The organism is Paenibacillus sp. FSL H3-0302, assembly GCF_037982245.1.
Lineage (GTDB): Bacteria > Bacillota > Bacilli > Paenibacillales > Paenibacillaceae > Paenibacillus_AQ > Paenibacillus_AQ odorifer.
The window spans coordinates 3,452,413-3,477,162 of record NZ_CP150284.1 but is presented as its reverse complement, the minus strand read 5'-3'; the positions used below and the strand labels follow the sequence as shown (position 1 = coordinate 3,477,162).

The 24,750-nt window shown below is 44.8% G+C and carries 15 protein-coding genes; 3 read left to right on the top strand and 12 right to left on the bottom strand.

All coding sequences use genetic code 11. From position 1 onward, the window contains the following. Positions 1–157: 157 nt before the first annotated feature. The 7 genes from MHH50_RS15405 to MHH50_RS15375 all read right to left on the bottom strand — a co-directional run bounded on the left by MHH50_RS15405 (position 158) and on the right by MHH50_RS15375 (position 9,470). Entirely contained in the window at positions 158–1,900 is a 1,743-nt protein-coding gene (locus tag MHH50_RS15405; RefSeq protein ID WP_076302101.1) for an extracellular solute-binding protein, read from the bottom strand. Then, the gene (locus tag MHH50_RS15400; protein WP_340033093.1) at positions 1,897–3,534 is read right to left on the bottom strand and encodes a response regulator; all 1,638 of its coding nucleotides are present in this window, start codon (positions 3,532–3,534) and stop codon (positions 1,897–1,899) included. Before MHH50_RS15400 ends, MHH50_RS15405 begins: the two co-directional genes overlap by 4 nt. Further along, positions 3,489–5,231: a histidine kinase gene (locus MHH50_RS15395; protein WP_340033092.1), complete on the bottom strand. Its 1,743-nt coding sequence runs from the start codon at positions 5,229–5,231 to the stop codon at positions 3,489–3,491. The genes MHH50_RS15400 and MHH50_RS15395 overlap by 46 nt, the downstream gene beginning before the upstream one ends. 142 nt (positions 5,232–5,373) lie before the next feature. Next, complete coding sequence (locus MHH50_RS15390) at positions 5,374–6,585, bottom strand: FAD-dependent monooxygenase (RefSeq protein ID WP_340033091.1); 1,212 nt, start codon at positions 6,583–6,585, stop codon at positions 5,374–5,376. Between the two features lie 5 nt (positions 6,586–6,590). Beyond that, positions 6,591–7,778: an MFS transporter gene (locus MHH50_RS15385; RefSeq protein WP_254848961.1), complete on the bottom strand. Its 1,188-nt coding sequence runs from the start codon at positions 7,776–7,778 to the stop codon at positions 6,591–6,593. A gap of 73 nt (positions 7,779–7,851) precedes the next feature. Then, on the bottom strand, positions 7,852–8,415 hold the full coding sequence (locus MHH50_RS15380) for a TetR/AcrR family transcriptional regulator (RefSeq protein WP_076130598.1): 564 nt from the start codon (positions 8,413–8,415) through the stop codon (positions 7,852–7,854). 476 nt (positions 8,416–8,891) lie between these two features. After that, complete coding sequence (locus tag MHH50_RS15375; protein ID WP_076278503.1) at positions 8,892–9,470, bottom strand: TetR/AcrR family transcriptional regulator; 579 nt, start codon at positions 9,468–9,470, stop codon at positions 8,892–8,894. A gap of 161 nt (positions 9,471–9,631) precedes the next feature. Here MHH50_RS15375 and MHH50_RS15370 point away from each other — a divergent pair, with 161 nt between their 5' ends. Both MHH50_RS15370 and MHH50_RS15365 read left to right on the top strand, forming a co-directional pair. After that, positions 9,632–10,528, top strand: a complete 897-nt coding sequence (locus tag MHH50_RS15370) for a 2-dehydropantoate 2-reductase N-terminal domain-containing protein (RefSeq protein WP_339187013.1) — start codon at positions 9,632–9,634, stop codon at positions 10,526–10,528. Positions 10,529–10,596: 68 nt separating this feature from the next. Next, on the top strand, positions 10,597–13,338 hold the full coding sequence (locus MHH50_RS15365) for a hypothetical protein (RefSeq protein ID WP_076307831.1): 2,742 nt from the start codon (positions 10,597–10,599) through the stop codon (positions 13,336–13,338). A gap of 117 nt (positions 13,339–13,455) precedes the next feature. Here the strand turns inward: MHH50_RS15365 and MHH50_RS15360 are convergent, their stop codons facing one another. The 5 genes from MHH50_RS15360 to MHH50_RS15340 all read right to left on the bottom strand — a co-directional run bounded on the left by MHH50_RS15360 (position 13,456) and on the right by MHH50_RS15340 (position 24,496). Beyond that, positions 13,456–13,596 (bottom strand): hypothetical protein, encoded by a 141-nt coding sequence (locus MHH50_RS15360; RefSeq protein ID WP_179086778.1) that lies wholly within the window; start codon positions 13,594–13,596, stop codon positions 13,456–13,458. Positions 13,597–13,626: 30 nt separating this feature from the next. Continuing rightward, the gene (locus tag MHH50_RS15355; RefSeq protein ID WP_076307830.1) at positions 13,627–18,552 is read right to left on the bottom strand and encodes an S-layer homology domain-containing protein; all 4,926 of its coding nucleotides are present in this window, start codon (positions 18,550–18,552) and stop codon (positions 13,627–13,629) included. A 25-nt stretch (positions 18,553–18,577) separates the two neighbouring features. After that, positions 18,578–19,675, bottom strand: coding sequence for a hypothetical protein (locus MHH50_RS15350; RefSeq protein ID WP_076307829.1), 1,098 nt, complete (start codon positions 19,673–19,675; stop codon positions 18,578–18,580). 417 nt (positions 19,676–20,092) lie between these two features. Further along, positions 20,093–22,258, bottom strand: coding sequence for a GH92 family glycosyl hydrolase (locus MHH50_RS15345; RefSeq protein WP_076307828.1), 2,166 nt, complete (start codon positions 22,256–22,258; stop codon positions 20,093–20,095). 63 nt (positions 22,259–22,321) lie between these two features. Next, complete coding sequence (locus MHH50_RS15340; protein WP_076307827.1) at positions 22,322–24,496, bottom strand: alpha-amylase family protein; 2,175 nt, start codon at positions 24,494–24,496, stop codon at positions 22,322–22,324. 88 nt (positions 24,497–24,584) lie between these two features. Here MHH50_RS15340 and MHH50_RS15335 point away from each other — a divergent pair, with 88 nt between their 5' ends. Beyond that, a complete protein-coding gene (locus tag MHH50_RS15335; protein WP_179089032.1) occupies positions 24,585–24,749 on the top strand; it encodes a hypothetical protein in 165 nt (54 codons plus the stop codon). Position 24,750: the final 1 nt, after the last annotated feature.

Below are 24,750 nucleotides of genomic sequence, written 5' to 3'. Positions count from 1 at the left end.
AGTTTACACTTAGTTAGTGAGAGTTACTCTATGATTAACTTCGTATACCATCACCTCTTTTTTTGAAAACGCTTTCTAATAAAATCATTTTAATTCACGAAGTTAATCCTGTTATATAGAAGAAATAAAGGAACATAGAAGAAAACAAGCCACAATATTATGGCTTGTTTTCCATGTACCAATTATTTACTTCTCTCGTGATTACGTCGCCGCCATTCTTGTAAAATTGGGCTACGAACTCATCAAAGTAGGAGATCGGCTTCTCGCCATAAATGATGCTCAGATAACTCTCCGTTGCGAGTTTCTGCAGGAACACTCCGTGTTTCTCCATCCCGTCCGTTAAAGGTCCGTGGTATCGGTTTGGGATTTCGAGTCCCTGCTCGGCAATCGCCACCCCAGCCGCCGTAAGTTGAGCCGAATTTAAACCTTTAATGGCTTGTTCGATCGGCGTCGTCACTATGGCTTCCGAATTTTCAGATAATTTTCTGATTGCATCCGCATTCATATAAGGCAAGGCTGGAGCGCCACCTGTCAGCGGATAGAGCATCCAGCGCATATCCATTGAAGACCCGTCCGCAAGCGGCCACTTATCATTTGGCACGCCTTCAGTCGCGAAATTGACAGTAATGACCTTGTCGTTCATGATCACATAATCGTAACCTTCGTGAAACCCTTTTGCGAATCGGGGATCGAAGTACGGGTCATCCGGGCCGAAATTTTTGGCAAGCAATTTGTTATAATAAGCGAACCAGGCTTCCATATTCGTGAAATCCTTGCTGAACACCGTGTAGATACCGTACAACGGCTTTTGTGCCTTGCCCTTTAACCCATCTGGTCCGGCAGGAAGGGGGTAAGCCTGCCAAGCCGCTTCGGGATCGACCTTCACTGTATCGCCGAGCGGCCAGGCTCCCATCCAAAACGGGCCGAACATGACACCGGCCATTCCGTTAACCGCCAGTTCGGACGCTTGGCTCGGGTCCTGCATGCCTGCATCCCTGTCCATATAGCCCTTCGCCATCCAGGATGCCATCGTTTCCAGGTATTTCTTAGCATCCGGGTGTACGGCGCCAAAGATCAAGCTGCCCTTCTCGTCTTCATTCCAGAACAGTTTGATGTCAGACGTGCTAATCATCTGCCTTGAAAAAGCTCCGGCAATCGCATCTGTCTGCCCCATCCAGCTCCAGGGACCTTCCTTCAGCGGAACCGCTAGACCAACTTCGTCATCTTCGCCATTCCCATTAGGATCTTGTTCAGAAAATGCCTTCAGCACATTCTCCAACTCACTTATCGTCGTAGGCGGGTTCAGCGACAGTTTCTCAAGCCAATCCTTACGGATCCACATGACCGTTCCCTCATCTCCTGCACTAAAACGGGGAAGTCCATATATCTTGCCGTCTTTGGTCACTTCTGCCATGGTATAAGCGTACTTCTCCAGCGCTTCTTTTAGCTTAGGATGAGCATACTTCTCGATGGCATCATCCAGCGGAAGCAACTTGTCGGCTTTGAGCAGATACTTCAGGATGTCTCCTTCTGCGCTAAGGGTGTCCGGCAGCTTGCCATTCACAGCCAGCGCGAGCCGAATTTTGGTATCTGCATCTTCGAACTTGCTGACAATCCAATCAAACTTCGTGACGATTCCCAGATTATCTTCCATCCAGCGGGTATGCACGTTGTCAGTAAGGCTCTCATCTGGCTTGAATGCGTTAGGCCGATTCTCGTCTACGATTCCTGTTGTGATCGTTATAGGCGGATCGTATTTAAAGTCCCATACCGGCTTCTTTTCCCCATTGGATGTACTGTTCTGTGCCGTTTTCCCTGTGCTACTTAAACAGCCGGAAACTAGCAGCACTCCGCTCAGAACTGCCCATAGAAAGATGGCCTTTCTTTTTTGCTTCTTCACCGGCCCAATCCCTCCATTCCCGATCGGTATCTGTCCCTGAATTCCTGGGGCGTCACCTGATAATAGTCACGGAATTTCCGAATAAACCAGTTAGTATTGGGATAGCCAATGCTTTCACCAATATGGTAGATTTTATTATTTGTATGCTTGAGCATCTCGCAGGCTTTGAGCATACGCTGCTCGTAAATATATTGGGATACGGTAGTGCCTGTGCACTGCTTAAAGATTTTTGACAGATGGTTAGGATGTACGAAGACGCGTTTGGCCAGCAAAGTAAGTGACAAGTCCTTGTCCAGCTCCTTCTGGATGTAGAGTTGCGTCTTCCGGACGATCACCTGGCTGTGGTCCTCGGTCTCCTCCCCTAGCTTATCGCGAAGTGTGCGTAGTAAGTCGAGCGCCCAGCTTTCCAGCTGCGACGCGTGCAGCATTGCTTTTCCTTTAACGAAAGCCGATTGCTCAGGAGTGAGCATTTGGGCCAGCGTCCTGCCACTGCGATTCGCGATATACTGGAAGGCATTGGAGAGAAAGAAAAAGACGTCGCGCATGAGGTAAGGTGAACCCGTATGCATAAGCGGTGACACGAACGCTCGGATCTTAGCTTCCGCCGCTTCCCATTGCTCCGTTTCCAAAAGATGTGTCAGCAGAGGCGTTTCATAGAGCTTGCGCATAAGACGCGCTTCCTCTTCATTCCGCTCTGGCACCTGCCCACCCGAAAAACTGTCACTATCCAATCGCGATTTAGCTGTCATATAACTAGCTTGCAGTTCTTCCGGGAATAGACAGTCGGTTTCTCCTACAGAAATTTCACCTTTAAGCAAACGCTGTACTTCTTTCTTTAATCGCTCTATCCGCTCAAGCACCCATTCCGGTTCGGGTGGTGCTCCTGATAGGTCGTATACCAGAGCGAGCAGGTTTCCTTCATCATCCGCAGCCGACCAGCAGTCATAGCGGTCCATCAGCAATTCTTCCAGCATGTTTGTTACCGCGAACCGGATCAGTGACTGCGAATAGAGATCTTGTCCGTCGAAAGGGGAACCCAACCGAACAAGGCACATCGAGACATGACCTGGTATTGGAAGAGGGAGGTCAAACAGCTTTAACTTCTCCGCAAGCGCCTTGCCATTCAGATTTCCGCTGAGCACTTTGAGCAACAACCCTGCTTTCAGTTCTGCACTATTGTCTCGGTAGATACGGAAGCCCTGTTCGATTGATCGCTCCTGCTCAAGCTGCTTAATGATCCGGCCCATTGCCGTAAGTAGCTGCTCGTCCTTCGCGGGCTTCATCAGGTAATCGAGCGCTTGCAGCTCAATCGCTTTTCGGGCGTAATCGAAGTCCGCATAACCTGTGAGCAGCAGGCACTTCAGCCCTGGAATACGAAGCCTGGCCTGTTCAATCAGTTCCAAGCCGTTCATGCGTGGCATACGGATATCCGTCATAAGGATGTCAATGGGGAAGGAGTCTATCAGAGCAAGTGCCTCGCTCGCGCTGTAAGCCTTCCAAACGCGGGAGATACCAAGTGTCTCCCATGGAATCGTATCTGCCAGACTGTCCGCATAATGTTTCTCGTCATCAACTACAAGCAGGCTATTCAATGCTCTTCCTCCTTCGTTTCTTCTTTCATCCCCTGTCTCCAATTCAGCCTCACGTTTAGACCACCCAGTCTGGACGGGCAAAACTCAATTTGAGCGTCTGAACCGAAGTTGCCTTGCAGTCTTTGATATACGTTCCAAAGACCGCAGCCTGCATATTCGCTGGCCGGAATATGAAGCTCCATTTGCAGTTGGTCCATCCGTTCTTTATTTAATCCTTTTCCGTTATCCTCCACTTCCAAGTGCAATTGGTCTTCATTGACGTAAACTCTAATTTCAACCCGGCCTGGATATTCGACGTTCTCAAGTCCATGCACGATCGCATTCTCCACGATTGGTTGAATAAGAAGCCGGGGAATTCGCAGCTCCGCCAACTCTTCAGGCAGTTCGATGCTGTAGGACAGTGTCTCATTGCGAAGCCGTAGAATCTCGAGGTGAATACGCACGAACGCCAGTTCTTCACCCAGGCTGACTCCTTGATTATCCATTCGCGTCGTATACCGGTAATAGTCGGCCAGATGATACGCCATGTCTATAACTGCCCGATTCTTTCCCATTTTGGTCATATTAATGATGAAACCCAAACAATTGTACAGAAAATGAGGATGGATCTGTGCTTGTAGCTGTTTTAGCGTGGCATCGCGCGCAAGGATACGCGATTGTAGGACATTCTCGATGAGATCTTGGATCTGCGTCGCCATCTCGTTAAAGTTCTGCATCAGGAACGTGAATTCATTGTTTGATTTCTTCGGTAGCCGGTACGCGTAATCGCCTTCCTTAATCCGCTGCACCGCACGCACAAGTTGGAAGATAGGTCGATGTACGTTCCAGTACAAAGCAGACGCGGCGGTAATACAGGATAGGAGCAAAATAATCGAAGAAGCTCCAAATAATAACCTCTGTTGCTTGATAGGTCCGATAATCTGGTTAAGTGGAACAGAATCGACGAGATGCCACTCAAGAATATTGGAATAATAATAGGTAATCAGATAAGGCCTGTCGTCGAAGGAATGAATTAAAAAACTTGAATCCCGGCTATTGATCCTGTCGCCTAATTCCGCGATAATTTGGTCCATCTTGGGCCCATCTGCGGATCGGCTGGCGATGATGGCATGTCCTTCTTTGTAAAAAAACGGGTTGTCAGAGTGACCAGATTTGTAGGTATCAAGCAAATTTTCAAAGCTCCACTTGTAGAGGTTAATGCGAACGGCAACATCCAGATCGTCCGGACGGGCTGGTTTGTAACCCGTAGTGACATAAGTTCGAGTAAAACCGGAGCCAATTTCCAAATCTTCGCTGTAGCTCCACCCTAGCGAAAATCGGCTTTCAAACTCTTTAAGGTCATATTCATAGGAGGGGGAAGAAGAAATACTATCGTCTCGTTGCGGGAAATAGACGGTCACGTCATTGCGCCAGTTGCCCGATGCGCTGGCCAGCGACAGCTTCTCTTGGATCAGCAGCCTTGTCTTCATTAGGGAATAATCGCTCATGTTGAGGTTGTAAAGGTATTCCAGCACGTTCGTGTCAACGAGCATAGGTGCGGAGACTAAGTCGAACTTCTCAATGCTGGCATCCAGTTGTGCCACGAAAAGCTCCATCCGGTTCAGGCTGGCTTTGATAAGCTCCTCCTGTATGACGTTGATGCTCTTAGAGGTAGAATAATAGTACAGCGCCACGACCGGAGTTAGCAGAATCAGCAACAACACTAACATTTTCTGAAAAATATTAAATTTGATCCGCATGGGATTTCCATCCTTGTTTTGTAATTACACCTCAACCTGTATTTTACAATGGATAGAAAGCGTTTTCTATACAAATTCTTTGCGTTTCAGCAAATTAAAATAACCTCATTCCCAATGAACTCTACTTAGGAATGAGGCTGCGTTAAAATTTGAAGGCATTATCAACCGTTATTTTAGGACTCCCCAAAAAGAATCTCCGCATTAAATATCTTGCGATCCTGCTATTTCCCATCAGTTTCATGCAGGCTAGCGAGAATTTTTTAACCCCTTTAGGGGATTTAACGGTCATGCTGATTATCAACTGTTGAGCAAAATGCACAAAACGAATTTCCTGATTACGAATGGGCTGCAAACGATCTAAACACTTGTATTCATGATTTGGCTCTAATTTTGATGCAACAATAAGTTCAGCAGCGACCAGCGCTGTTTCAAAAGCCAAGGACAATCCGATAGCTCCGAGTGGTGAGGAACAATGTGCAGAATCACCGATTAGAATACAACCCTTATTATGCCAATTGTCCACCATAAAAGTCTCTGATTGGATAGAAACAAACGATTTGAAATCAATGATCTTTTCAATGTCTTCTTTAAGCTCAGGAAAGGCCTTTATGAATTCAAGCTTTAATGGTTCGATGCCTTTGCTTTTTATGGAATTCCATTGGTCTTTCCTCATTGTAAAACCTATCTGCACACAATCAGAGGAATAAGGAAGCCCTATGAAGTTACTAAAATCAGACAATCTGAAAAGGAGTTTTTGATTTAGCTTGAACTCATTAGTCGATATTTTGCACCAGATTAAATCAAAATCTTCTTTTTTATACTTAAAAGAAAAATCGCTTGTCTTCCTAACCGTGGACATCCGTCCATCCGCTCCGACTACTAAAGAAGCATGGATCGCAGTCATTTGTCCATCTACTAAGGCGTTTACTCCGACTGTTCGATTTGCACTTTTAATAGTTGAAGTGACCTTTGCGTTAAAAATGAGCTCAAAATTACTAAAATCCTTTGCTAGATCATAAAGAAAAGTTAACAGGACGGATTGTTTTATTTTAATTGCGTAAGGTGCCTCCGGCATTTCTTTTTCATAATCAATTTGAGTGATATATTTCTTATTATTCCATATTTCAGCATTAAATAATTTTATATGCTCATACTTTTCAAGACGCTGTTCCAGATTCAACTCTTTCATGAGCCTTACAAATCGAGGTTGAAGAACTTCTCCTCTGAACTTGCGATTAAAGCTTGTTTGACTTTCCAGTACGGTAACTCTAATTCCGTTTTTGGCTAACAGCAGCCCTAGAAAGAGACCAGAAGGTCCACCACCAACAATGCAAATCTCTGTTTCTTTATTCATTCCTATCACTCTGTGGGTAAAGTAGCAGCCCGTTCATTTTTCACTACTGGAACCCTAGCCGATAATCTAAGAAAAAGAGAGATTAAAAAACCTAATAAAAGAATAGAACCTAATATAGTAAAGGATAACGAATAATTTTCTGTTTTTAGTAATTTCAAAGCTAATATCGGGCCTGTGCTAGCGCCTAGGAATAGAATAAATGCATTGAATGAAATCGCAGACCCTCTTGCATTTCCCCCTAATTGACTGACGATTGAGATGATAACGGGAGTTACCAGCGCGATACCAGCCACAAATACAACGCTCATTAGGACAAGAAGTGGCAGGTTCGTACTAAAACCTAGAGCAAGCAACCCAATTGCAGCTAAAGCTAAGCCTCCCCTTAGAACAGCGGCCATTCCAAGTTTTTGAGCAATTCTTCCGGAAAAGGGTGATAAAAGCATCCCCGCGATTCCAAATGCACGAATATAAAGGATATCCTGTGAGGAAAGACCAAACTTAGCTGAGCTTAAATAACTTCCCAAAACGGTGTACATGCCAACTAAAGTTAATAGAAGCATAAAGGTTATCGCAAAAGCCAAAAGCAATTGTGATTGTTTTAGCAGAATTGTCATTTGTTTAAACTTCCGCAGAACATTTTCTTTCGGTCTTAGCATTTCATCTTTAGGAAGGAACCTCATTACTATCACTGAAGTAATACCATACACAATCCCCAAAATAAAGAAAATAGCACGCCAGCCAAGAGCTTCGTTAACAATCCCACTAAAAACCTGGCCTACTATACCTGCCATTAACAGTCCTGAGCTTATAAATCCGACGGCTGTTAGTCTTTTATGAGGCGGGAACATCTCCCCTGCATACACTAGCGCAATAGGTGCAAAAGCAGCAGCCACTAGGCCTTGCACTCCTCTGAGCATAATAAGCCCGTAAAAACTATCCACAAATCCTAATGCAAGCGTAACTACGGTTAACCCAATAATGCTGGCTACTAAAAATACTTTACGTCCATATCTGTCTGAAAAAGGTCCATACAAAAGACAGCCCAGAGCATAACAAAGAGAAAATGAACTCCCAATCCAAGCCGCCTCACTCGAGCTAATCTGAAAGGCATGTGAAAATACTTCGGATAATGGAATTGTAATATACATGCTAGTTAAAATAACTAATCCACACCAAAATAAAATAATCGTCATTAATGAATAGTTCTTATTGTAATTCTGAACGTCTATCGTCTGATTCATAAAGTAAATATCCCCCGGTTTACTATTAATTTGCAATAGTGATGCCTTCCAAGACATGGATCAACAAATCGTTTATGTAATCCGCATCCGGAATTTGTTTATAGATGAGAATTTGAAAGTATATGGGACCATAAAGCAGATCTAAAGTTATATCCAGGTTGATTGTTGGTTTCAATTCTCCCATATCTATGGCTGCTTGGAGTAATTGTTTGGCTTCATTTCTTTTTGTCATTAAAAACAATACGTAAAAATCTTTCGCGATTTCTTCGCTCTCTGTAACTATAGTCAAAGTGGATTTCCCGATTTTGCTATTGAGGATACGAGCTAAAGCTTCAAGCTGTTGTTTGAAGTTATCCTGAATGGATTTATTACTATCAAATTCAAACTCTGATTCTACGGTCATTAGAAAAGCGTCCAGTACAAGACGCGCTTTATTTTCCCACCATCTATAGATTGTTGTTTTGCCTACTCCAGCTTGTGCTGCAATCGCCTCAATCGTTAAAGATGAATAACTGTTGGATTCTAACATTTCAAGTGTTGCAGTAAGAATCTCTTTTTTACTTCGAGGTTCTTTGTTTTTCACGTTCATATTCATTTCACCTCCTAGATGTTATTTAAGTTATTAAAAGGATGTAATTATAGAACGATACGTATCGTTTCATTTGTTACACTATCTTATATCATTTTCATAAAATTTAAAATAGTTAATTTGAAAATTATTATTTTCTGGATTTAGGCATGCGGTAGATGACGAAACATAACTTGCGCATACAAAAATTAACGCTTCGGAATGGTCCGAAGCGTTAGTTTTCGTGGATATTTGCAATTAAGGATTCGATGACTGATTAATTATGTGCGATATGTACAATATGATCCTTTTTATTTAAATTTTCACATATAAATCATGGATATCAAAGCTAAGTTAATCATTGTTTTTTCTTTGTTCTTTTTCTCTTGATTTTATCAACTATAAACATAATAAAAAATAAATAATCTTGGCGAAGTGATTAAATTTTAATTTTCGTGGGATTTGTCCCGAGAGTAATACTTGTAAGCGCTCCTATTCTATCTTATCAAGAGTCCCAGGCCACTCATTACATAAGGACGAACAATGTCCACAAGTAAATCGGTCTGATCAGCCTCCCCCTCAATTAACCAAGAAAATGCAGCGCCATAGATCGCTGAACCTGTCATTGCTGAAATGATCTTTGTATGTTGGCGGTCTGCAATATCGTATTTATCCCCTCTCAGAAATATGTTTTCAATGATTTGCTGCAGCATATTTTTTACTTTCTCATCCACCAGCTTAGCAATGGATTTGGAATCCATTCTGCATTTCTGATAAAAATCAACGATGTACTGATGAGTCAACAAGATCAGCTGGTTACATATTTCATCTGAAAACTCCCGTGCATTTATTACTTGTTCAGGAATCATTTGATGAAAAGACTGTTCTGTAAATTCATCGAGTAATGCATATTTATCTTCATAATGAGCATAAAAAGTAGCCCGGTTTATCGTAGCTTTCTGTGAGATATCTTTTATTGTCATTGAATCAAATCCTTTAGTCTGTAAAAGATTTCTGAAAGCTTCTCTTATTAACAGGCGAGTCCGTATTACTCTCGGATCTTCTTGATGTACCATCTGAATATCCCCTTTCTAAAACATCAATTATCGGAATTTGTTGTCTATGCAACTCTTTTCTTACACTGACGGTTGTAAGCATAAACTTGCCATACTATTATCTTATCAAACAGATGTTGCTTAAACAATCAGTGTCTAGTTAGTCGGAAGGAATGATAATAGTGAACATAAAACAAAATAGACTTCTAATTTTTGGGGCGGGTGTGATTGGCAGTTTATACGCTCTTAGATTTGCACAATCGGGGTTTGACGTCACTTTACTGGCTCGGGGAAAAAGGCTGGATGAACTTAAGCGGAAGGGTTTGAGATACAACGACAACGGAATGATAAAGCAACTATCCATTAAGACGGTCGAAAAGCTTGCAGATGATGACATCTATGATTTTATCTTTGTTCCTGTACGATATGATCAGGCAGAATCTGCCCTGTCTGCGATCAAAAATAATCAGAGCAAAACAATAATTACACTGACCAACACTATTGGTTATAATTCCTGGCTAGAGATCGTAGGTGATCGGTTACTTCCAGGTTTCCCTGGTGCAGGTGGAGACATTAAAGAGGATATTTTATACGCTCAATTTGGTTCCAAAACTTATTTTGGTGAAATAAATGGACAAACGACCGAAAGAGTTAAGGAGCTTGCTTTGATATTCGAAACAGCTGAAATGCATTATGAAATACAAAAAGATATTCAAGCATTTCATGTTTCACATGCTGCACTCGCTGCAGTCAACAAGCATTTTTATACGAATGAAGGAATGGTAGATATTGAGACAGCAATAAGTGAAAGCATTCTTAGCAAAGTAGCTACAGATATCAAACAAAATCTTCACTTGGTAGAGCAAGCTGGAATCCCTGTAATCCCGACCGAAACGAAGTCAATGGGAGAATTGATGGAAGAAGAGATTATATCCCGGTATCGGCAGATGCTGAGTGATGAATTTATCATTGATGTTAAGTTTGGAAACCAAGCTATCAGCAGAAAAGCAGAAATAATGTTATTGGATGAAAAGTTTCATGAGAAGTTTTCGTTTTTGTCCAAGCAAATTTTTCCATAAAAGTTATCAAATGAGTTCATAGCCCATATTACTTAATACTAAAACAACGTAAATATGGAGGTGTTAGATTGCCACTGAATCAAGATCAGCAGATCTTTCAACTAAGTACAACAACTCAAGACTGGGGAAATATTCAGGGACAGACCTTAGTTGCGGGCCAGGGTAGCTTGAGAAGAGGAATGAACTATAAGTTAGGCGCACAGGCTATGGCACAAATCAATAATTTATTAAATAAATGGGCTGAATTAAAAATATTGGGGAGTGCCGAAGTTTCACTTCTTCTCCAAGTACAGATACAAACGCCCCTGGATCTATTCGACGAAGCCGGGCTAGTCGGTCGACTTCAAGCCGTTCTTAAAGCGGCGGTAGCGGCTGGATTAAGCATGAATATGACCGTTAAAGAGTTATTGAAAATCCTGAAGAATAAACCGTCAGGAAATGGTTTATCCGGTGAATTGATTGAGCTATTGTTAGAAGAATCAGAGCTCGAAGGTTATTTGTATGCCCAATTTGCGGTTGGTTTTATGGCGTATGCCAATTTTGTTATGCTTGGTAATTTACATAAGACAGCTACTCTAGGGGAATCTGGATTCCAATTTGTCTATGAGGCGGGAATGGGATTTATTGCGGGGGGTGGCTATAGAGGTGGCATCAATTTTAAATTCCCCGATCCTGCAAAACTGGTCAATCGTTATGGGAACGGCTTAATTGAGGGCATTGTTAATAAAGCTATTGACACACAGCAGGAACAAGCATTAATGCTCGGTACTATGCTGAGGATAGGAGTGAAATCAGCCTATGAGGTCAGTAGACAATTAAATGAAGGTACCGGGAGCAATACCGAACAACTAGCGCAAACCGTTCTTACATTTATTGGAGGGCAATTCCAATCGTTGTTCTTCTTGACTATGAATGTGTTCTTTAAGGAAGAGATCCTTCGTTTAATTGGCCTTGCTTCTTTACCAGCTGAACAAACCACAGAAGTCATTCAAAGCCTGAAAGGTTTTAATTCTTTTCAGTTAGTGCCGGATAACCATGAAATCTTTGTTCGTTTAGACTCATTATCAGCATTAATTCAAAACGAGCAGCTTAAGAAGGAGTTTGTCCGAAGTATTTCTGCTTTGTGGGTATCAGCTTTATTGCTCCCCCTTGCAGTGGAAGCGGCAGATAAAGCAACCATGCCTACTTTTACGGCACAATTGTCTTACCAACCTCCTCCCGCTGTCAAAAGTGCAATTAATACAGATTTGAACCGTCCGTCTGACACAAATTTGAACCAGGGTGATCTTCTTTCATTTCTACTTGATAAACCTTTGACGATTGCCATTCAACATGTAGATAGCGTTCGGGAGATAGCAGCAATTCTGAAACCTGCCGTTTCAGGAACTGCCCAAGATGCAATGAAGTTCTTATTTAGTCCCTCATTTCCTTCGACTACAGGGGAAAACTCTTATAGATCAACGCTTGGAGCCATAAACCAAGCTTTCGATCATTATGTGGATACGGAAATAAGTGCTAGAAAAACTGCAATCTCGAACACTTTGGCTGGCGAGGAAGAGATTAAGATACTGTTTGAGCAAGCCCTGATTCCCTGCATACAACTAACTTCTGATGTTCTGATTCCAGAGATCGTTAATGGATTTCAAAATTTTGATATGAAAACTATGCAAGAAGCATTATCCAGCGTATTACTCACAATGCTTGGAAGAAGCGTAATTCATGTTATGGACGGAATTCAGACTTCAGTTAATAAACAAATCGAGGGTCTTCTTCGCGAAGCTGCAGGTCAGGCTGCAAATGTTCTTGGACCACTTGGAGCTCAAGATATTTTAAAGAAACCGTTGGAGGCAGCTGTTAAAATTATTGCGGAAATGGTAGCGCCTTTGACACCTGAAGCACAAGAACAGCTTTTTGAGAATGCTTTAAACATATTTACTCCAATAAAAGGTAACGCCGTGGACTTTGCCAACCATTTGCAAAGCGATCCGATGTGGATGCCTCAAATGGCTGAAATAGAAGCAATAGCCAAAATTTTGATAAATCATTTAACTGATCATATGATTCAATTCGCTCTAAAACTGATTCCAGCGTTGTTTCAAGCCTTGATCGATGAACTACTCGCCATAATCGAACGCTGGCTAAATGAAATAGCCAAGATAATAAATACTATTACCGATTTCATAATTAAGCTAATGCAAGAAAAACTAATGAAAGAACTGATTGAACCAGTAATGGAAATCGCTGAAAAAGCCGCTGACGTATTAACGTTTAACATTTTTTCTCTAATCGGTGCCGGTAAAGTAAAAGATGAATTTTTCAAAGGGTTAAGAGGAGCAGTCGAAGCTATAATTCAAGAAGCAATCATCCCTCCTGTTGTTATGACAGTGAAAGAAATCAAGTTCAATCCTCGTAAGCTCGTGGATCTTTGCCGAGACGTTTCCAACTTTACTTTTACAAAATTTTCTGAGATTTTTAACGATTATATTTTTGGGGAGATCCAGAATCAACTTGAAAAAGGTTTAAATATGAAAAATTTCAAATTGGATATTAAAGTGCCGGTTTCTTTTTCGATTGATTTACCATGGCCTTTAGGGTCACAATCCTTTTCTCATACGTTTAGACTTACAGATGTCCTCATTCCGTCATCAATCGTTTTGGACATTGTAATGAATTTAATACGTAACAATCTAAAATTAGGAGGAACATCTGAGTATCTTTTCCAAATGGTTGTAGCAACTATCGATAATTTAAAAAAAGTAGATCAATATAAATTGGATATGGCAGATGCTTTGAAAAAGTATAGTAATTAAAGGAATATTCAAGATTCCAGTTCCCTTATAATGCATTTTATAACTCAAAAAAGGCAACCAGTCATCCCTGTTTTTTCGGCGACTGGTTGCCTGAATTTGTGATTTTTTGTCCCTGTTCTATTCCTTAACGACTACGGTCATTTCTTTGCTACGTGTGATCCCGCTGCTGTTCGCCAGCTCAGCCAGATTCATCGTGATTTTGAAGCTGCCGTCACCGTCCCAATTATCATTTTCGAAAGCAAAAAAAGCTAGAGCCAAGTGAACTTGGCTCCAGCTCTTTTGTGGTGCTTACAATTCCATTACTCTGTAAATTAAAGCAGCGGCTTCCGCACGTGTGGTCAGGCTCAGTGGTCTGAAGGTACCGTCGGTATAACCGTTGACAATTCCTGTCTCCCGCAGGTACTCAACCGCATCCATCGCGTAAGAACCGATTTGATTCTCATCGGCAAAAGTTGCTGCCTTGCCGGAGATATCCGACTGGAGAGCAGTTAAGCTCAGAGCGCGAAACAGAATAACAGCCATTTCTTGGCGGGAAATAGGTTCTTTTGCGGCAAATACGCCTTCTCTACGTCCGTTAACAAGCTTTAGCGCCTGAGCTGTTGAGACAGCTTGGTAATACCAAGCATTTGAACTCACATCTTTGAAAGTACTGCTACTCTCGGCTTGAAGTTCTAGCGCTGATACTAACAGTTGAACAAATTCCGCTCTTGTAATTTGCCGGGCAGGCTCGAATTTGCCCCCGCCTGTGCCATGAATAAGATCACGGGAAGCCAAAGTTTCCAAGATGACTGTGGAGCCTGAATCAACATCGGAGAAGTGGATATTTGCATTAGCTGCAGCATAGAGTCCAAAATCCCTTGTTGTAAACGTTGTTTTGCCTGTTCCTGATACGTATTTGGAGTTTTTGACCACTTCGGCCACTCCCTCGCCGGTAACAGAGTAGACGATGGCTTGATGTGGGACTTCACCAAGGTTTAATTCATATCCAAATGATACCTTCATTGCCGCAGAAGGGCTTAATGTTTCTTTGGACTTACCGTCTACCGTCATTGAGATCCGGAACAAAGCATGCGTTTTCCATTTCTCTTTTAAGGCAACTGGAAGGGTTGACGCATCAACAAAATGGATAGATAGCTCCAACTGCCGGGCACCCTCTGGAATATTCTCACCTAAAGTGTTAATTGGAAGTGTTATTGTGGCAGCACCTGCTTTTACAGTTAGGGAAGTAACATTATCTTTTAGTTCGGGAATGGGCACTTGAAAAGCCACACCACTGGCAGTCGCATCCTCTTCAGCAAGCTCAAGTACTAAAGCTCCATCTTGCACTCCCTTCATCGCTTTTTGGAGTTCTCCTGTGGGAAGCTGTGCAATTTTCATTCCTTCAGCACCGGGTGAACCCTGAATGCGAATACGGCCCGCTGAAATTATATTCACTGGATTAACTATTTTTCCTCCACTACTCTCATTTGTGTTGCCACTATTATTGCTGCCGGACGAATTGCCGGGCGTATCTGTTCCCCCACCTTCTTCACTCCGCACTACATTCAAAGTGTATGTCTTAGTTGTTATGCCGTTCGCAGCGGTAACTTTAACATCGATTCTGTTATCTCCTACCTTAAGCTCACTTCCGCCTGTTACCGTCAATTTGGCTTCTGCATCAGAAGGTGTCCCAGTTACAGCCACCGCTGTCTTGGAAAAGGGCACATTTATTGTATAGGTCAGTTTCTTACGGTCAAACCCAGGGATGTCTGTACCGTCCATACTCAAAACGCTCAAATCGGCATTATCACTCAGTGGGGTCTCTTCTTCACCTTCTACGTTCATAAACTGGAAGGTGCGGAAAAGTGAGGCGTCCTTCGCAGCGCCAATGCCTGATCCCCATTCAATATATCCTTTTCGACCCGCGCCATCATTATCGTTAACCAGCATGGTGAAGCTTAAGATATCGCTCGCCGCTGGACGGATCGGGCTTATTTCGCTCCAAGGTAGTGCCAGTGCATATGAGGTAACCTTGGTCGCCTCATCTCTGGTCACACTTAAAGTTCCCTTAGTCAACACTCCGGTAGCTGCACCTTTCATGGACAGCCAACGATATATTTGCGGCCCCTCTGGTGTTTGCGAGATTCCGTATTCATACCAGGATTGACTATCGCCCGGTACACCGGGAGCAAGACTGAACTGAATACTGTCATTTTGCCAAATATTAATCCCGGCGGCATTATGGCTGAATACATCATCGCGGATATCGGCGGTCAAATAAATGTGTTCTTCATCCCAGCGTAGTTGCGCTGTTCCACTAAGATCATCCGCACCCTTATATCCGTTGAGCAAAGGGGTTCCGTCCGCAAGATCAATCAGAGCTGGACTTCGTGTATCGGACTGATGCTGCATCCGGTTAATATCTATGTTTTGCTTGAGGTGAACTGTCTCATAACCTTCTAGCTCAACTGTCAACTCAAGAGGATATTTAACCCCTTCAGAGAATCCCGGCAGTGGAATTGAATAAGTAAATCCACTATTTGGGGCAATTTCAGACAATTGCGATTCACTACCGCTGATCTGACCAGTCTCTTCCCCTAGGGTCCAGGAAATCTTTTTAATTCTCAGAGGATCCACACTGGAACTGTTCGTAAATTGAAGTTGCAGCGATATGCCGCCGTTATTACCATCTGTAATATGAGGAGCAATTTTTAAACCTTGAAAATATAGTCGCAGATCATCTACAGGGGCTTCTGGAAGCGTAGCAGGATCAAGTCCGGGTCCATTATAAGCTCCGATATTCGGTGGAGTTGCTGCTGAAACGGGATTGCCCCAGTAGTCCCGCCCACCGTTGTCTGCAATGACAGCACCGGCCCCAAGTGCAGGAGACCCCTCTCTCAGCTTGTAACCGTCCACTGTATTCCAACCAATTCCGGCGGTGCCCTGAGCAACTAAGAGTGGATTTGCTGTGATAGGATTGGTATTTTCCGGCTCGCTTACTGGATGGTTGCCATATAATAGATTATGGTCGAAGCTACCGTTCACCCCTGGCAGATTATAACCTCCTTGACCAAGGTTGTAGACCAGATTGTTCCTAAAAGAATACGGAGCGTTAATATTTCCTGCGTCATCCCATTCATGATCGATAATTTTGGTGTTTTGCCCAGCTCCAATATAGATAGTATTGTTATAGATTTGTGTATCTGGCGTAACCCCGCCTGCAAAATTAAACGTATGCGTTAGATCATTCTGGCTGATGTTGTATCTGACTACATTGTTAGAGGAGCCTGTCAGCACGCCTGGAGTCAAACGGGCATCGACAAAAAGCATGAATCCGCCTTTGTTGCCATGGCTGTAATTATATTGAACCACACTGTCCATCGTATCGATATCCAGATTGAAGCCTTGACCATCTCCCTCTGGTTTGTTCGTGTTAAAAGACTCATTGAACTGGACGATATTATTCTTGCCGCGAGTCGGCCAAATTGCGGCAGAGCCGTTAAACTCGCCTTCTTCGGAATAATTTCCGCCTTCCTCCGCTATGTTATGCTCAATCACCGCTCCATCCGCACCGAAGGTGAGAATACCGTCGCTGTCGGCTTGTTTGACATAATTTCCACGGATCGTAACATTGACCGTAGCATAGTCTGCTCCGTTAAAACGCTGATCCCATACCACAATACCGGTCCGGCCTATCCGTTCCACTGTATTGCCCTCGATCCATACCCCATCGAACTTGTCCGTGCCCGTCGTTCCACCCACATATACGGAGATACCTCCAAACGCATGCGGGCCACCTTCGGCTCCGGAAACCGTCGGATAACGGAAACTGCTTGATACATCATGGACATAGTTATCCTGAATGCGGATATTACTTAATGTTCCTCCATTGGCATTCTCCACCATAATACCTTCCCGGTAAACAGTTCCCCTCTCGGAAGCATAATTAGTGACCTCAAGATCCCGAATCACCCAGTTCGAGGCGTTACGTAGGTATACAGCTGCTCCGGCCATGCCTCCACCATTGATAATCGGTTTGCTTCCACTCCCATAGGCAGATATTGTAATCGGTTCTTCATCTGTGCCGCTGCCCTTAGGATATAATTGTTCGTTCCAGATTCCACCCTTCTTTAATAAAATCCGATCCCCAGCCTCAAAGGTAGTCTGATTCACTATAGAAAAGGTCTTCCAGGCAGTCTCCGGTGTTTTTCCATCGTTGTTGTCGCTGCCTGCAAATGAATCCACATAATATTCTCCGTCTCCACCGCTGCTCCCTCCATCTCCAGGCAAGCGGTTGGATAAGGTGACCGATCCTAGTTGCATCAGCCAGGGTGCGGAATCACCGCTAAGTTCTATTTTTAAGTAATGAAGTCCGGAAGGAATCCCCTGTGCCGGAGTATAATTCGTCCCGGTCCAAGCCGCATCACCAGTGGCCTGTGGAGGTTCATGAACAGCAGAAAGTTCTGTCCAAGTGGATGCATCCGCCGAACCATAGAACTTGATAGTCCCGCTAGACCCGGCAAAGGAATGCATGCGGGCTGTGAAATGTTGCAGATTATGCAAATGGTACACGAGTGATTCTGCTGAGTCTGCTGTTCTCACCGCACGAGAATGATCTCCACCAAAAAAAGCGGGATTGCTTGTATCTAAAGACCAATTTGTACTGTGTGCATAAAGCTGTGCAATGTCGTCAAGCTCATCAACAATCGTTTGTGGTGCAAGCGACACATTGGAGAGTGTAAGGTGCCCAAGCTGCATCAGCCAGGTATCGAGGTCACCACTGACTTCAATTTTGAGATAATTGACACCATCCGGCAGCGCCCCCGAGGGTGTATATATTGTTCCGTACCAGCCAGAACCGGTTGCGGTGGGACTGTCGTTGATGGCTGGAAGCTCCGTCCAGATATCTGCATCTGGCGATCCGTAGAACTTGATAACAGCCGTGGAACCAGAGAAATAATACGCTTGAAGCGTAAACGACTGAACTCCAGTCAAAGGGTAAATGGCATAGCCAGTCTCCGTGGAGGTTCTGACCAGCCGGGCTGCATCTCCTCCGAAAAATTGAGGATTACTACTGTCAATCAGCCAGTTCTCGGACCTGTGTTCCGCTGCCGGTAGGGTTGAGAAATCATCGGCATTCGTCTCTTCAGCATGGGCAGAAACGCCCATTACGGGAAGCAGCGCTGTGAAGATCAGCACCATTATAAGCAGTGATTTTGCGAGTTTTTTGAACATTATTGTATTATTCCCCCTTGAACATTTATTGGATGGTTTGGTTTGCGAGACCTTCAGCCATCGGGTAATTCCATTCCACGACAGCTTCGGACAGCTTTTCGTCCACAATGGATCTATACTTCTGCTGCGCCAAATTCAGTGCGATGGCATCCTTCACATGATCGAGCGGTTGAACAACTGCATCATCTGCCGACAGGCAGTAAAGTAGATGGATAGCCCCATTTTCAGCAAACAAACTGCTAATCTCTCCCGGCGCCAGTTGCTCTGCGGTAAGCAATACCTTTGGATTTTCCAGAGCTGCTGTTCGCCGTGAAGCACTTGTTATTTTCACCTCGCCAACGTTTACGCCAAACTCTTTTGCCTGGTCTTGGAAGCCTGTGCCTGAAGAATCTGTTGCTGCTGTCGCTGTTGCTATTGCATGGAGCTTTTCCATTCTTTCTAAGGCTTTTTGCTGATCTTTGTACTCTGTTTCTGGGCCAAAGGAAAGCGTTGCCCATTCCAGACGAATCGTTCCCGGCAGAGAATATTTCGCAATTAGATTTGCTGTATATTCCAATTTCACCTGTTCGTCTGAAATCACGATACTTCCGTTACTGCGCATTGCCTCAATCGTGGCATCCTCAAGGTTGCTCATGTAATAATTGAAATAGGCCTGCGCCTCCAGATGAAGAGGACCATACACCACCTCCTTATTCGCTGCTGCCTGACTCCGCCGATTATTCTCGCGCTCCATCTCCTTGAGAAAACCTTCAAAACTGATATCCGTTACGACTCCTGCTTCTTGAGCAAGCTGTAGCTCCATCCGCTTCGTCAAAAGCTGAGTTTGAGCTGTATTAATCCATTTCTGCATTGGATTTTCGCCGGAATAGTAGGCAGACCAGAAGTCTATTGAATAGTCGGCGTTGTAAGTTTGTTTAAAATAATCAACAATCAGTGCCCGATTCATTTGAAGATGCCAGTTGAACTCCGCTGCTGTGGCCTCCTGCCCGTTAAGGGTCAGAAGCATTTCTTCTGCTTGTGGAGCTTGCAACTTCTTCGCACCAATCAGCAGCAGGCTTCCTGCTAACAGAGCGGTCAGAATAACGATTAGCTGATTTCTTTTGGAATGAAGTTTTAGAGTCATAAGTTATTTCCTCCTCTCTCATCCTCGATGTTAAGCGCTTTCATTCTCTTCGATATTAGACATGTTTACGTTGAAATAACAGGCGGGAAAGCTGCGAAATGGTTTGCCATTTCACGATTTGACCGTAAAGCCCAGTTTTCGCCCTATAAAAAAATGCTGTCGGAGAATAGAGAAGTTACGTATTCGAACGTGGAATGTTGTACAATGTGCAGGAATTCAGCGCGTTTGTCGGGATTGAGCAGCAGATTGTTGTATATCAAGCATGATATCCATGCAATTACGGGATCGGAGTGATTTATAGAAAAGTCGATTTGCATTCATCACTGATTCAGTGTGTTCCTCAATTTTTTTTGATTGTAAAATCATCTAATAAAAACAAAGGCAGTCCGGAATTTTCCAGACTGCTTTGCATTGTTCTTAAGACTGATCTGTGCCCGAAAACATACAGAAATTCAAGACTCCACCTTTGACAATCTCGTCATGTGACAGAGAGTGGTGCTCCCATAGCGATCCGTTCCAGTGGACCGATTTGCTGTACACATTGGCGGGGCTGTTGTTCTCTGCTTCAATGATCCATTGCTGCCCATTTTCAAGCTGAATAGTTACCTTATCAAAAAGCGGGCTGCCGAGCACATATTCAGGAATTCCGGGACTTAACGGGTACAGGCCGATGGCGCTCCAAATAAACCAAGCACCCATGCTGCCGTTATCTTCGTCGCCGGGTAAACCATCCATCTGGCTGCTGAACAGTTCGGCCATGGTTTTGCGGACCCAATACTGCGTTTTGCACAGCACACCGAGTCTGGCAAATATATAAGGAATGTGGAAGCTCGGCTGATTGCTGATGGCAAACTGCCCCAGATCGGCGGAGGCCATTTCCGACATTTCGTGTATTTCCAAACCATAGGATCCCACTTTAAATACAGGTTCCTCAGCCATCAACTGATCCAGACGCTGGACAAAAGCCTCTTCACCGCCCATCAGCCCGGCTAGTCCCGGGAAGTCGTGGGGCACAGCCCAGCTCCCCTGCCAAGCCCCGCCTTCACAAAACGGATTACCCCACTCCAGAGGATCAAATGCTTCCTGCCAAGTACCGTCCTCATTGCGACCTCTCATAAACCCAACTGTTGGATCAAACAGCAGCTTATAATTCTGTGCCCGAGCCATAAAACGCTCATAATCATCCATTTTGCCAAGTGTTTTGGCCATCTGCGCAATACAGAAATCTCCGTATACATAATCCAACGTGTTGCTTACACTTTCATGGAAACGGTCATGCGGCAGATAACCCTGCTGCAAGTACAATTCAAGGCCCCTTCTGCCCAGCTTCTCGTCCACTGATGGACGATCTGCATGCTTCAGAAGACCTTCATACAGTACCTCTGTATCAAATCCGCCGATGCCCTTAACCACGGCATCCGCAGCTGCGGCATCAATCAGTGTGCCTGGCATGGCACTGCGCTCCCCTGGTGACAGCCACTTTGGCAGCCAGCCGCTCTCCTTGTATGCCAATGTCCACGCCTGCATAATCTCACCCAATAAAGATGGGAATAAGATACTGTATAAAGGAAGGCTGGTTCGGTATACATCCCACAGCCCGATATCCGAATACATTGGACCCTGGCAGATGCTGCCATTAAAAGGGCTGTAATGGATTTTCTCGTTCTGCTCGTTATATTCATGCCACGTTCTCGGGAACAGGCAGATTCGGTACATGCAGCTGTAAAAGGTGCGGAGGTTCTCTTCATCTGCGCTTTCAGCAACAATGCGCCCCAACCGTTCTTCCCAGCTTGCCTCTGCTCTATTCAAGATCTCTCCGAAGCCGTCTTCCCCAATCTCTCGGTTCAGATTAAGCAGCGCCTGCTCTCCGCTAATAAAGGAAGTCCCGCACTTCACTCCCACTATGCCAGATTCCGGTGCAGCTATTCCTACATAAGCGCCCAGTCGTTCGCCAGTCCCTTCATGGGTCCCCAGTGGCTGATAATCTCCGTTAAAGATTCCCGACTCCTCCATGTGAAAATCCCTATCGAACTGGAACACGAAATACATCGCGAAATTATCGGGCACCCCGGCGGTATGGCCTCTTGTGTAGCCGGTGATTCTACGTTTATCCGGCTGGAAGGTGAGATGTGACTCACCTTTCAGAGGTGCTATAATAAGCCTGTTCTGCTGCCTCTCAGCGAAAGTTATTCTTATCGCTGCACAACGTTCGGTTGGAGTCAGCTCAAGCCGGGTGCGGTAACGTTGAAGAAACACATCGAAATAGTGAGGGGACACTTGCATCTCTTCCGTTTTGAAGGAAGAAGAACGTGAACCGGGACTGAGGAGCAGTGGACCTGTCTGCGGCAACAGGATCAGATGCCCATAATCTCCGATCCACGGGCTGGGCTGATGGGTCAGCCGGATGCCCTCTAGGTGGCGATGGCGCGGGTGGAAGAACCAGGTTCCACCTGCTTCATAGGTTTGCGGGCACCAAGCCGCCATACCAAATGGCATCGCTGTAAGTGGCAGTGTATTGCCATGTGAATACCGGAAATCTGACTCCGTCCCCTGTAATGGATTTACATAATCTAACCAACCCAAATAGATACACTCCTTTAGCCAGTTTTCACCGGCTCTATATTCTCCGCTCTTTACTGATACCGGTTAAGATAATCGGAATACTTGAACATCTCCAGCTTCCACCCGCACAGTCAGTTTTGTAGTTGTGGGTTTCAATAGATTCATTGGTTGAATTTCAGCGCTGCCATCATCAAACCACGGTTCGACAGAAGTATAAACAATACCCAGCGTAACGTCAGCCTTAACCGCCATATCCCCTTCATTATGAACATAAAGAAATGCCCCTCGGTCCTGCTCACCTTCCCACTCGGAGAGATCCGCGCGGACACCGCCGCTTGCTTGTACATACGGCTGCAGCTTTAGTTCCTTCTGTAATAGATCCCGCACCAGCTGAAGCGTTCCGGGATGTCCATCCTGCCAGTAGGCAGCCGCAAGCAAGGTACCGAACCATACGGCACGCCCGTTGCCATAAGCGGCGGTAGTCAACACAGGCATGCGGTCCTCGGCAAATTCAGCCAGTACCTTCACATGGCTTTCCAGCTCGATATCCGATTTGTAATAGGATCCGTGCGCCGTATCGTCTGCTGCCGATTCCTCCGCCTTGCTGTGCTCCATAACATTCCGCAACGGAATCGCTGTCCGTGATTCGAACGCAACCTGATGATAGCTGTGATCCAGGTTCTCAGCGGAATGAATCCAAGTCTCACGGACCCCGAACACCTGGTCAAATCCATAACCGGGCACCGTATAGCTGTGGCAGCCATTCTCTGCCTGAAGTGCACCGAACGAGCATTCCGAAATCAAGATCCCGCCCTTTTCCACCCACTCGCGTAGGATGTCACACAGTTTGCGGTTCAAATATAGAGGATAAGGCATCCACAAGCAGTGGTATTGCTCCAGTGTCTTCTCGTTAACATCCGTCTCATGCAGAAATTCAACTTTATAATTGAGCTCATGCAGTAGTTTATGGGCGCCTTGTAAGGAATCGTTGTAGGTGTCCAGATGATCATGTGCCGCAAAGTTAGCAACCTGGTTCTGCGGACTGAACAGAATGGCAATCCCGTCTCCGCGCCGTTTTGCATGCATCAGCTCTTGCTTATTGTTTTGCACCAGCTTATTTAGATGAGCCATATCCTTGTACCATGGGGTTGGACTTCCGTCCAAATATACACTGCCCCATGCAGGGGCCTCCTGTCCCAATATCTCTGGTCTGTACTGCCAGAACAAATATCCCGTGATGCCACGAGCGAGCGGGGTCAGAATATGCCGTTTCATTTCCCGCAGGTCCGGCTGACGCGGCTTCATTGCAGTATTGCCTGGCAAAGCATGAATCTCCGAATTGATAATGGGTTTACCTTTGGCGGCAGAGATCAGTAGATCAGCAGACCAGGCCGAGGACCCAAGGCTATTGCCTGTCAAGTCACAGGGCTCAGCCAGCTTGAAGTCGTCCGAACCCGCTGTAATCATATTAAAGATAGGGGCGGGCACAGTGTGGGCCATAACAGGATGCAAAAGATCCAGTGACTTCACTATATCTACCCGGCTCTGCAGCTCATCCGTTAAAGTACCGGACATGAACAGGCGCCAGTCCACCAGATCATTAAATACGCCTTGTCCACGCGGTGCCTCTACTTCCTCCCAGCTCCCGTAAGTCCGCTGCCATGATTCATTGAGGGCTTCCAAAGTAACATATTTATTTTTTAGCCGTTCTTGGAACACCAACAGCGATTGCTCGCAATAACACACCTGGTTGTCAAAAGACAGCTTGCGCTTGATTCCTGTGGTTAGTTCAGGCTCATTCCATAAATCCCAGACCCAGAGCGCCGGATGATCCTTAAAAGTCTTCACCGTCTCCGCCAGAAACTTTGCCTTTTCTTCGGCGGCAGCTGCATGATGATAACAGGGCCCCGGCGCTCCGCCGATCTGGCGGCAGTTAATCGCCCTTGGTTCCAGAATGGAACCGTCCGCTGTAACCATTTTGGAATCAGGATATTTTTTATAGAACCAGGCCGGCGCCACGTCGAAAATTACATTCAAAATGACCTTCAAACCATTCCTCTGCGCAATATCCATTAGCTCCTGAATATCATCGAAATGATAGGTCCCTTCTTTGGACACACTCGCGCGCCATTGTACCCAATATTTCACACAATTGAAGCCCTGTCCGGCAATATTGCTTAGGTCTTGTTCCCATTGATCACGGAAGGGGGTCGGGGAACGGTAATATTGAAACCCAAATGGAATAAATGAATCTTGCATCTAGTGTACTCCTCCTACAACGTTCAATTTCGATCTCTCTATGTTTATAAAAGCGCTTACTGCTCTTTTACGCTTAAAGTCTATCACAGTGGATTTTGCAAAAGTTAGGATGGAATCCTATGAAACGGTTTGCGAAGCTGTTGAAATGTTTGATCCTTACGCTACGTGGCAGTCACTGCGCAGAGTCACCGGGGAATATACTGCGAAATCGTTTGCGATCCTGACAACCTCAGAAATTATACCTCCTCTTTAAG

What these genes read in the sequence shown, in the direction of transcription:
- MHH50_RS15380 (WP_076130598.1), bottom strand. Translation starts at nt 8,415, where the DNA reads ATGAACGTGAAAAACAAAGAACCTCGAAGTAAAAAAGAGATTCTTACT.
- MHH50_RS15390 (WP_340033091.1), bottom strand. Translation starts at nt 6,585, where the DNA reads ATGAATAAAGAAACAGAGATTTGCATTGTTGGTGGTGGACCTTCTGGT.
- MHH50_RS15375 (WP_076278503.1), bottom strand. Translation starts at nt 9,470, where the DNA reads ATGGTACATCAAGAAGATCCGAGAGTAATACGGACTCGCCTGTTAATA.
- MHH50_RS15395 (WP_340033092.1), bottom strand. Translation starts at nt 5,231, where the DNA reads ATGCGGATCAAATTTAATATTTTTCAGAAAATGTTAGTGTTGTTGCTG.
- MHH50_RS15350 (WP_076307829.1), bottom strand. Translation starts at nt 19,675, where the DNA reads ATGACTCTAAAACTTCATTCCAAAAGAAATCAGCTAATCGTTATTCTG.
- MHH50_RS15340 (WP_076307827.1), bottom strand. Translation starts at nt 24,496, where the DNA reads ATGCAAGATTCATTTATTCCATTTGGGTTTCAATATTACCGTTCCCCG.
- MHH50_RS15385 (WP_254848961.1), bottom strand. Translation starts at nt 7,778, where the DNA reads ATGACGATTATTTTATTTTGGTGTGGATTAGTTATTTTAACTAGCATG.
- MHH50_RS15355 (WP_076307830.1), bottom strand. Translation starts at nt 18,552, where the DNA reads ATGTTCAAAAAACTCGCAAAATCACTGCTTATAATGGTGCTGATCTTC.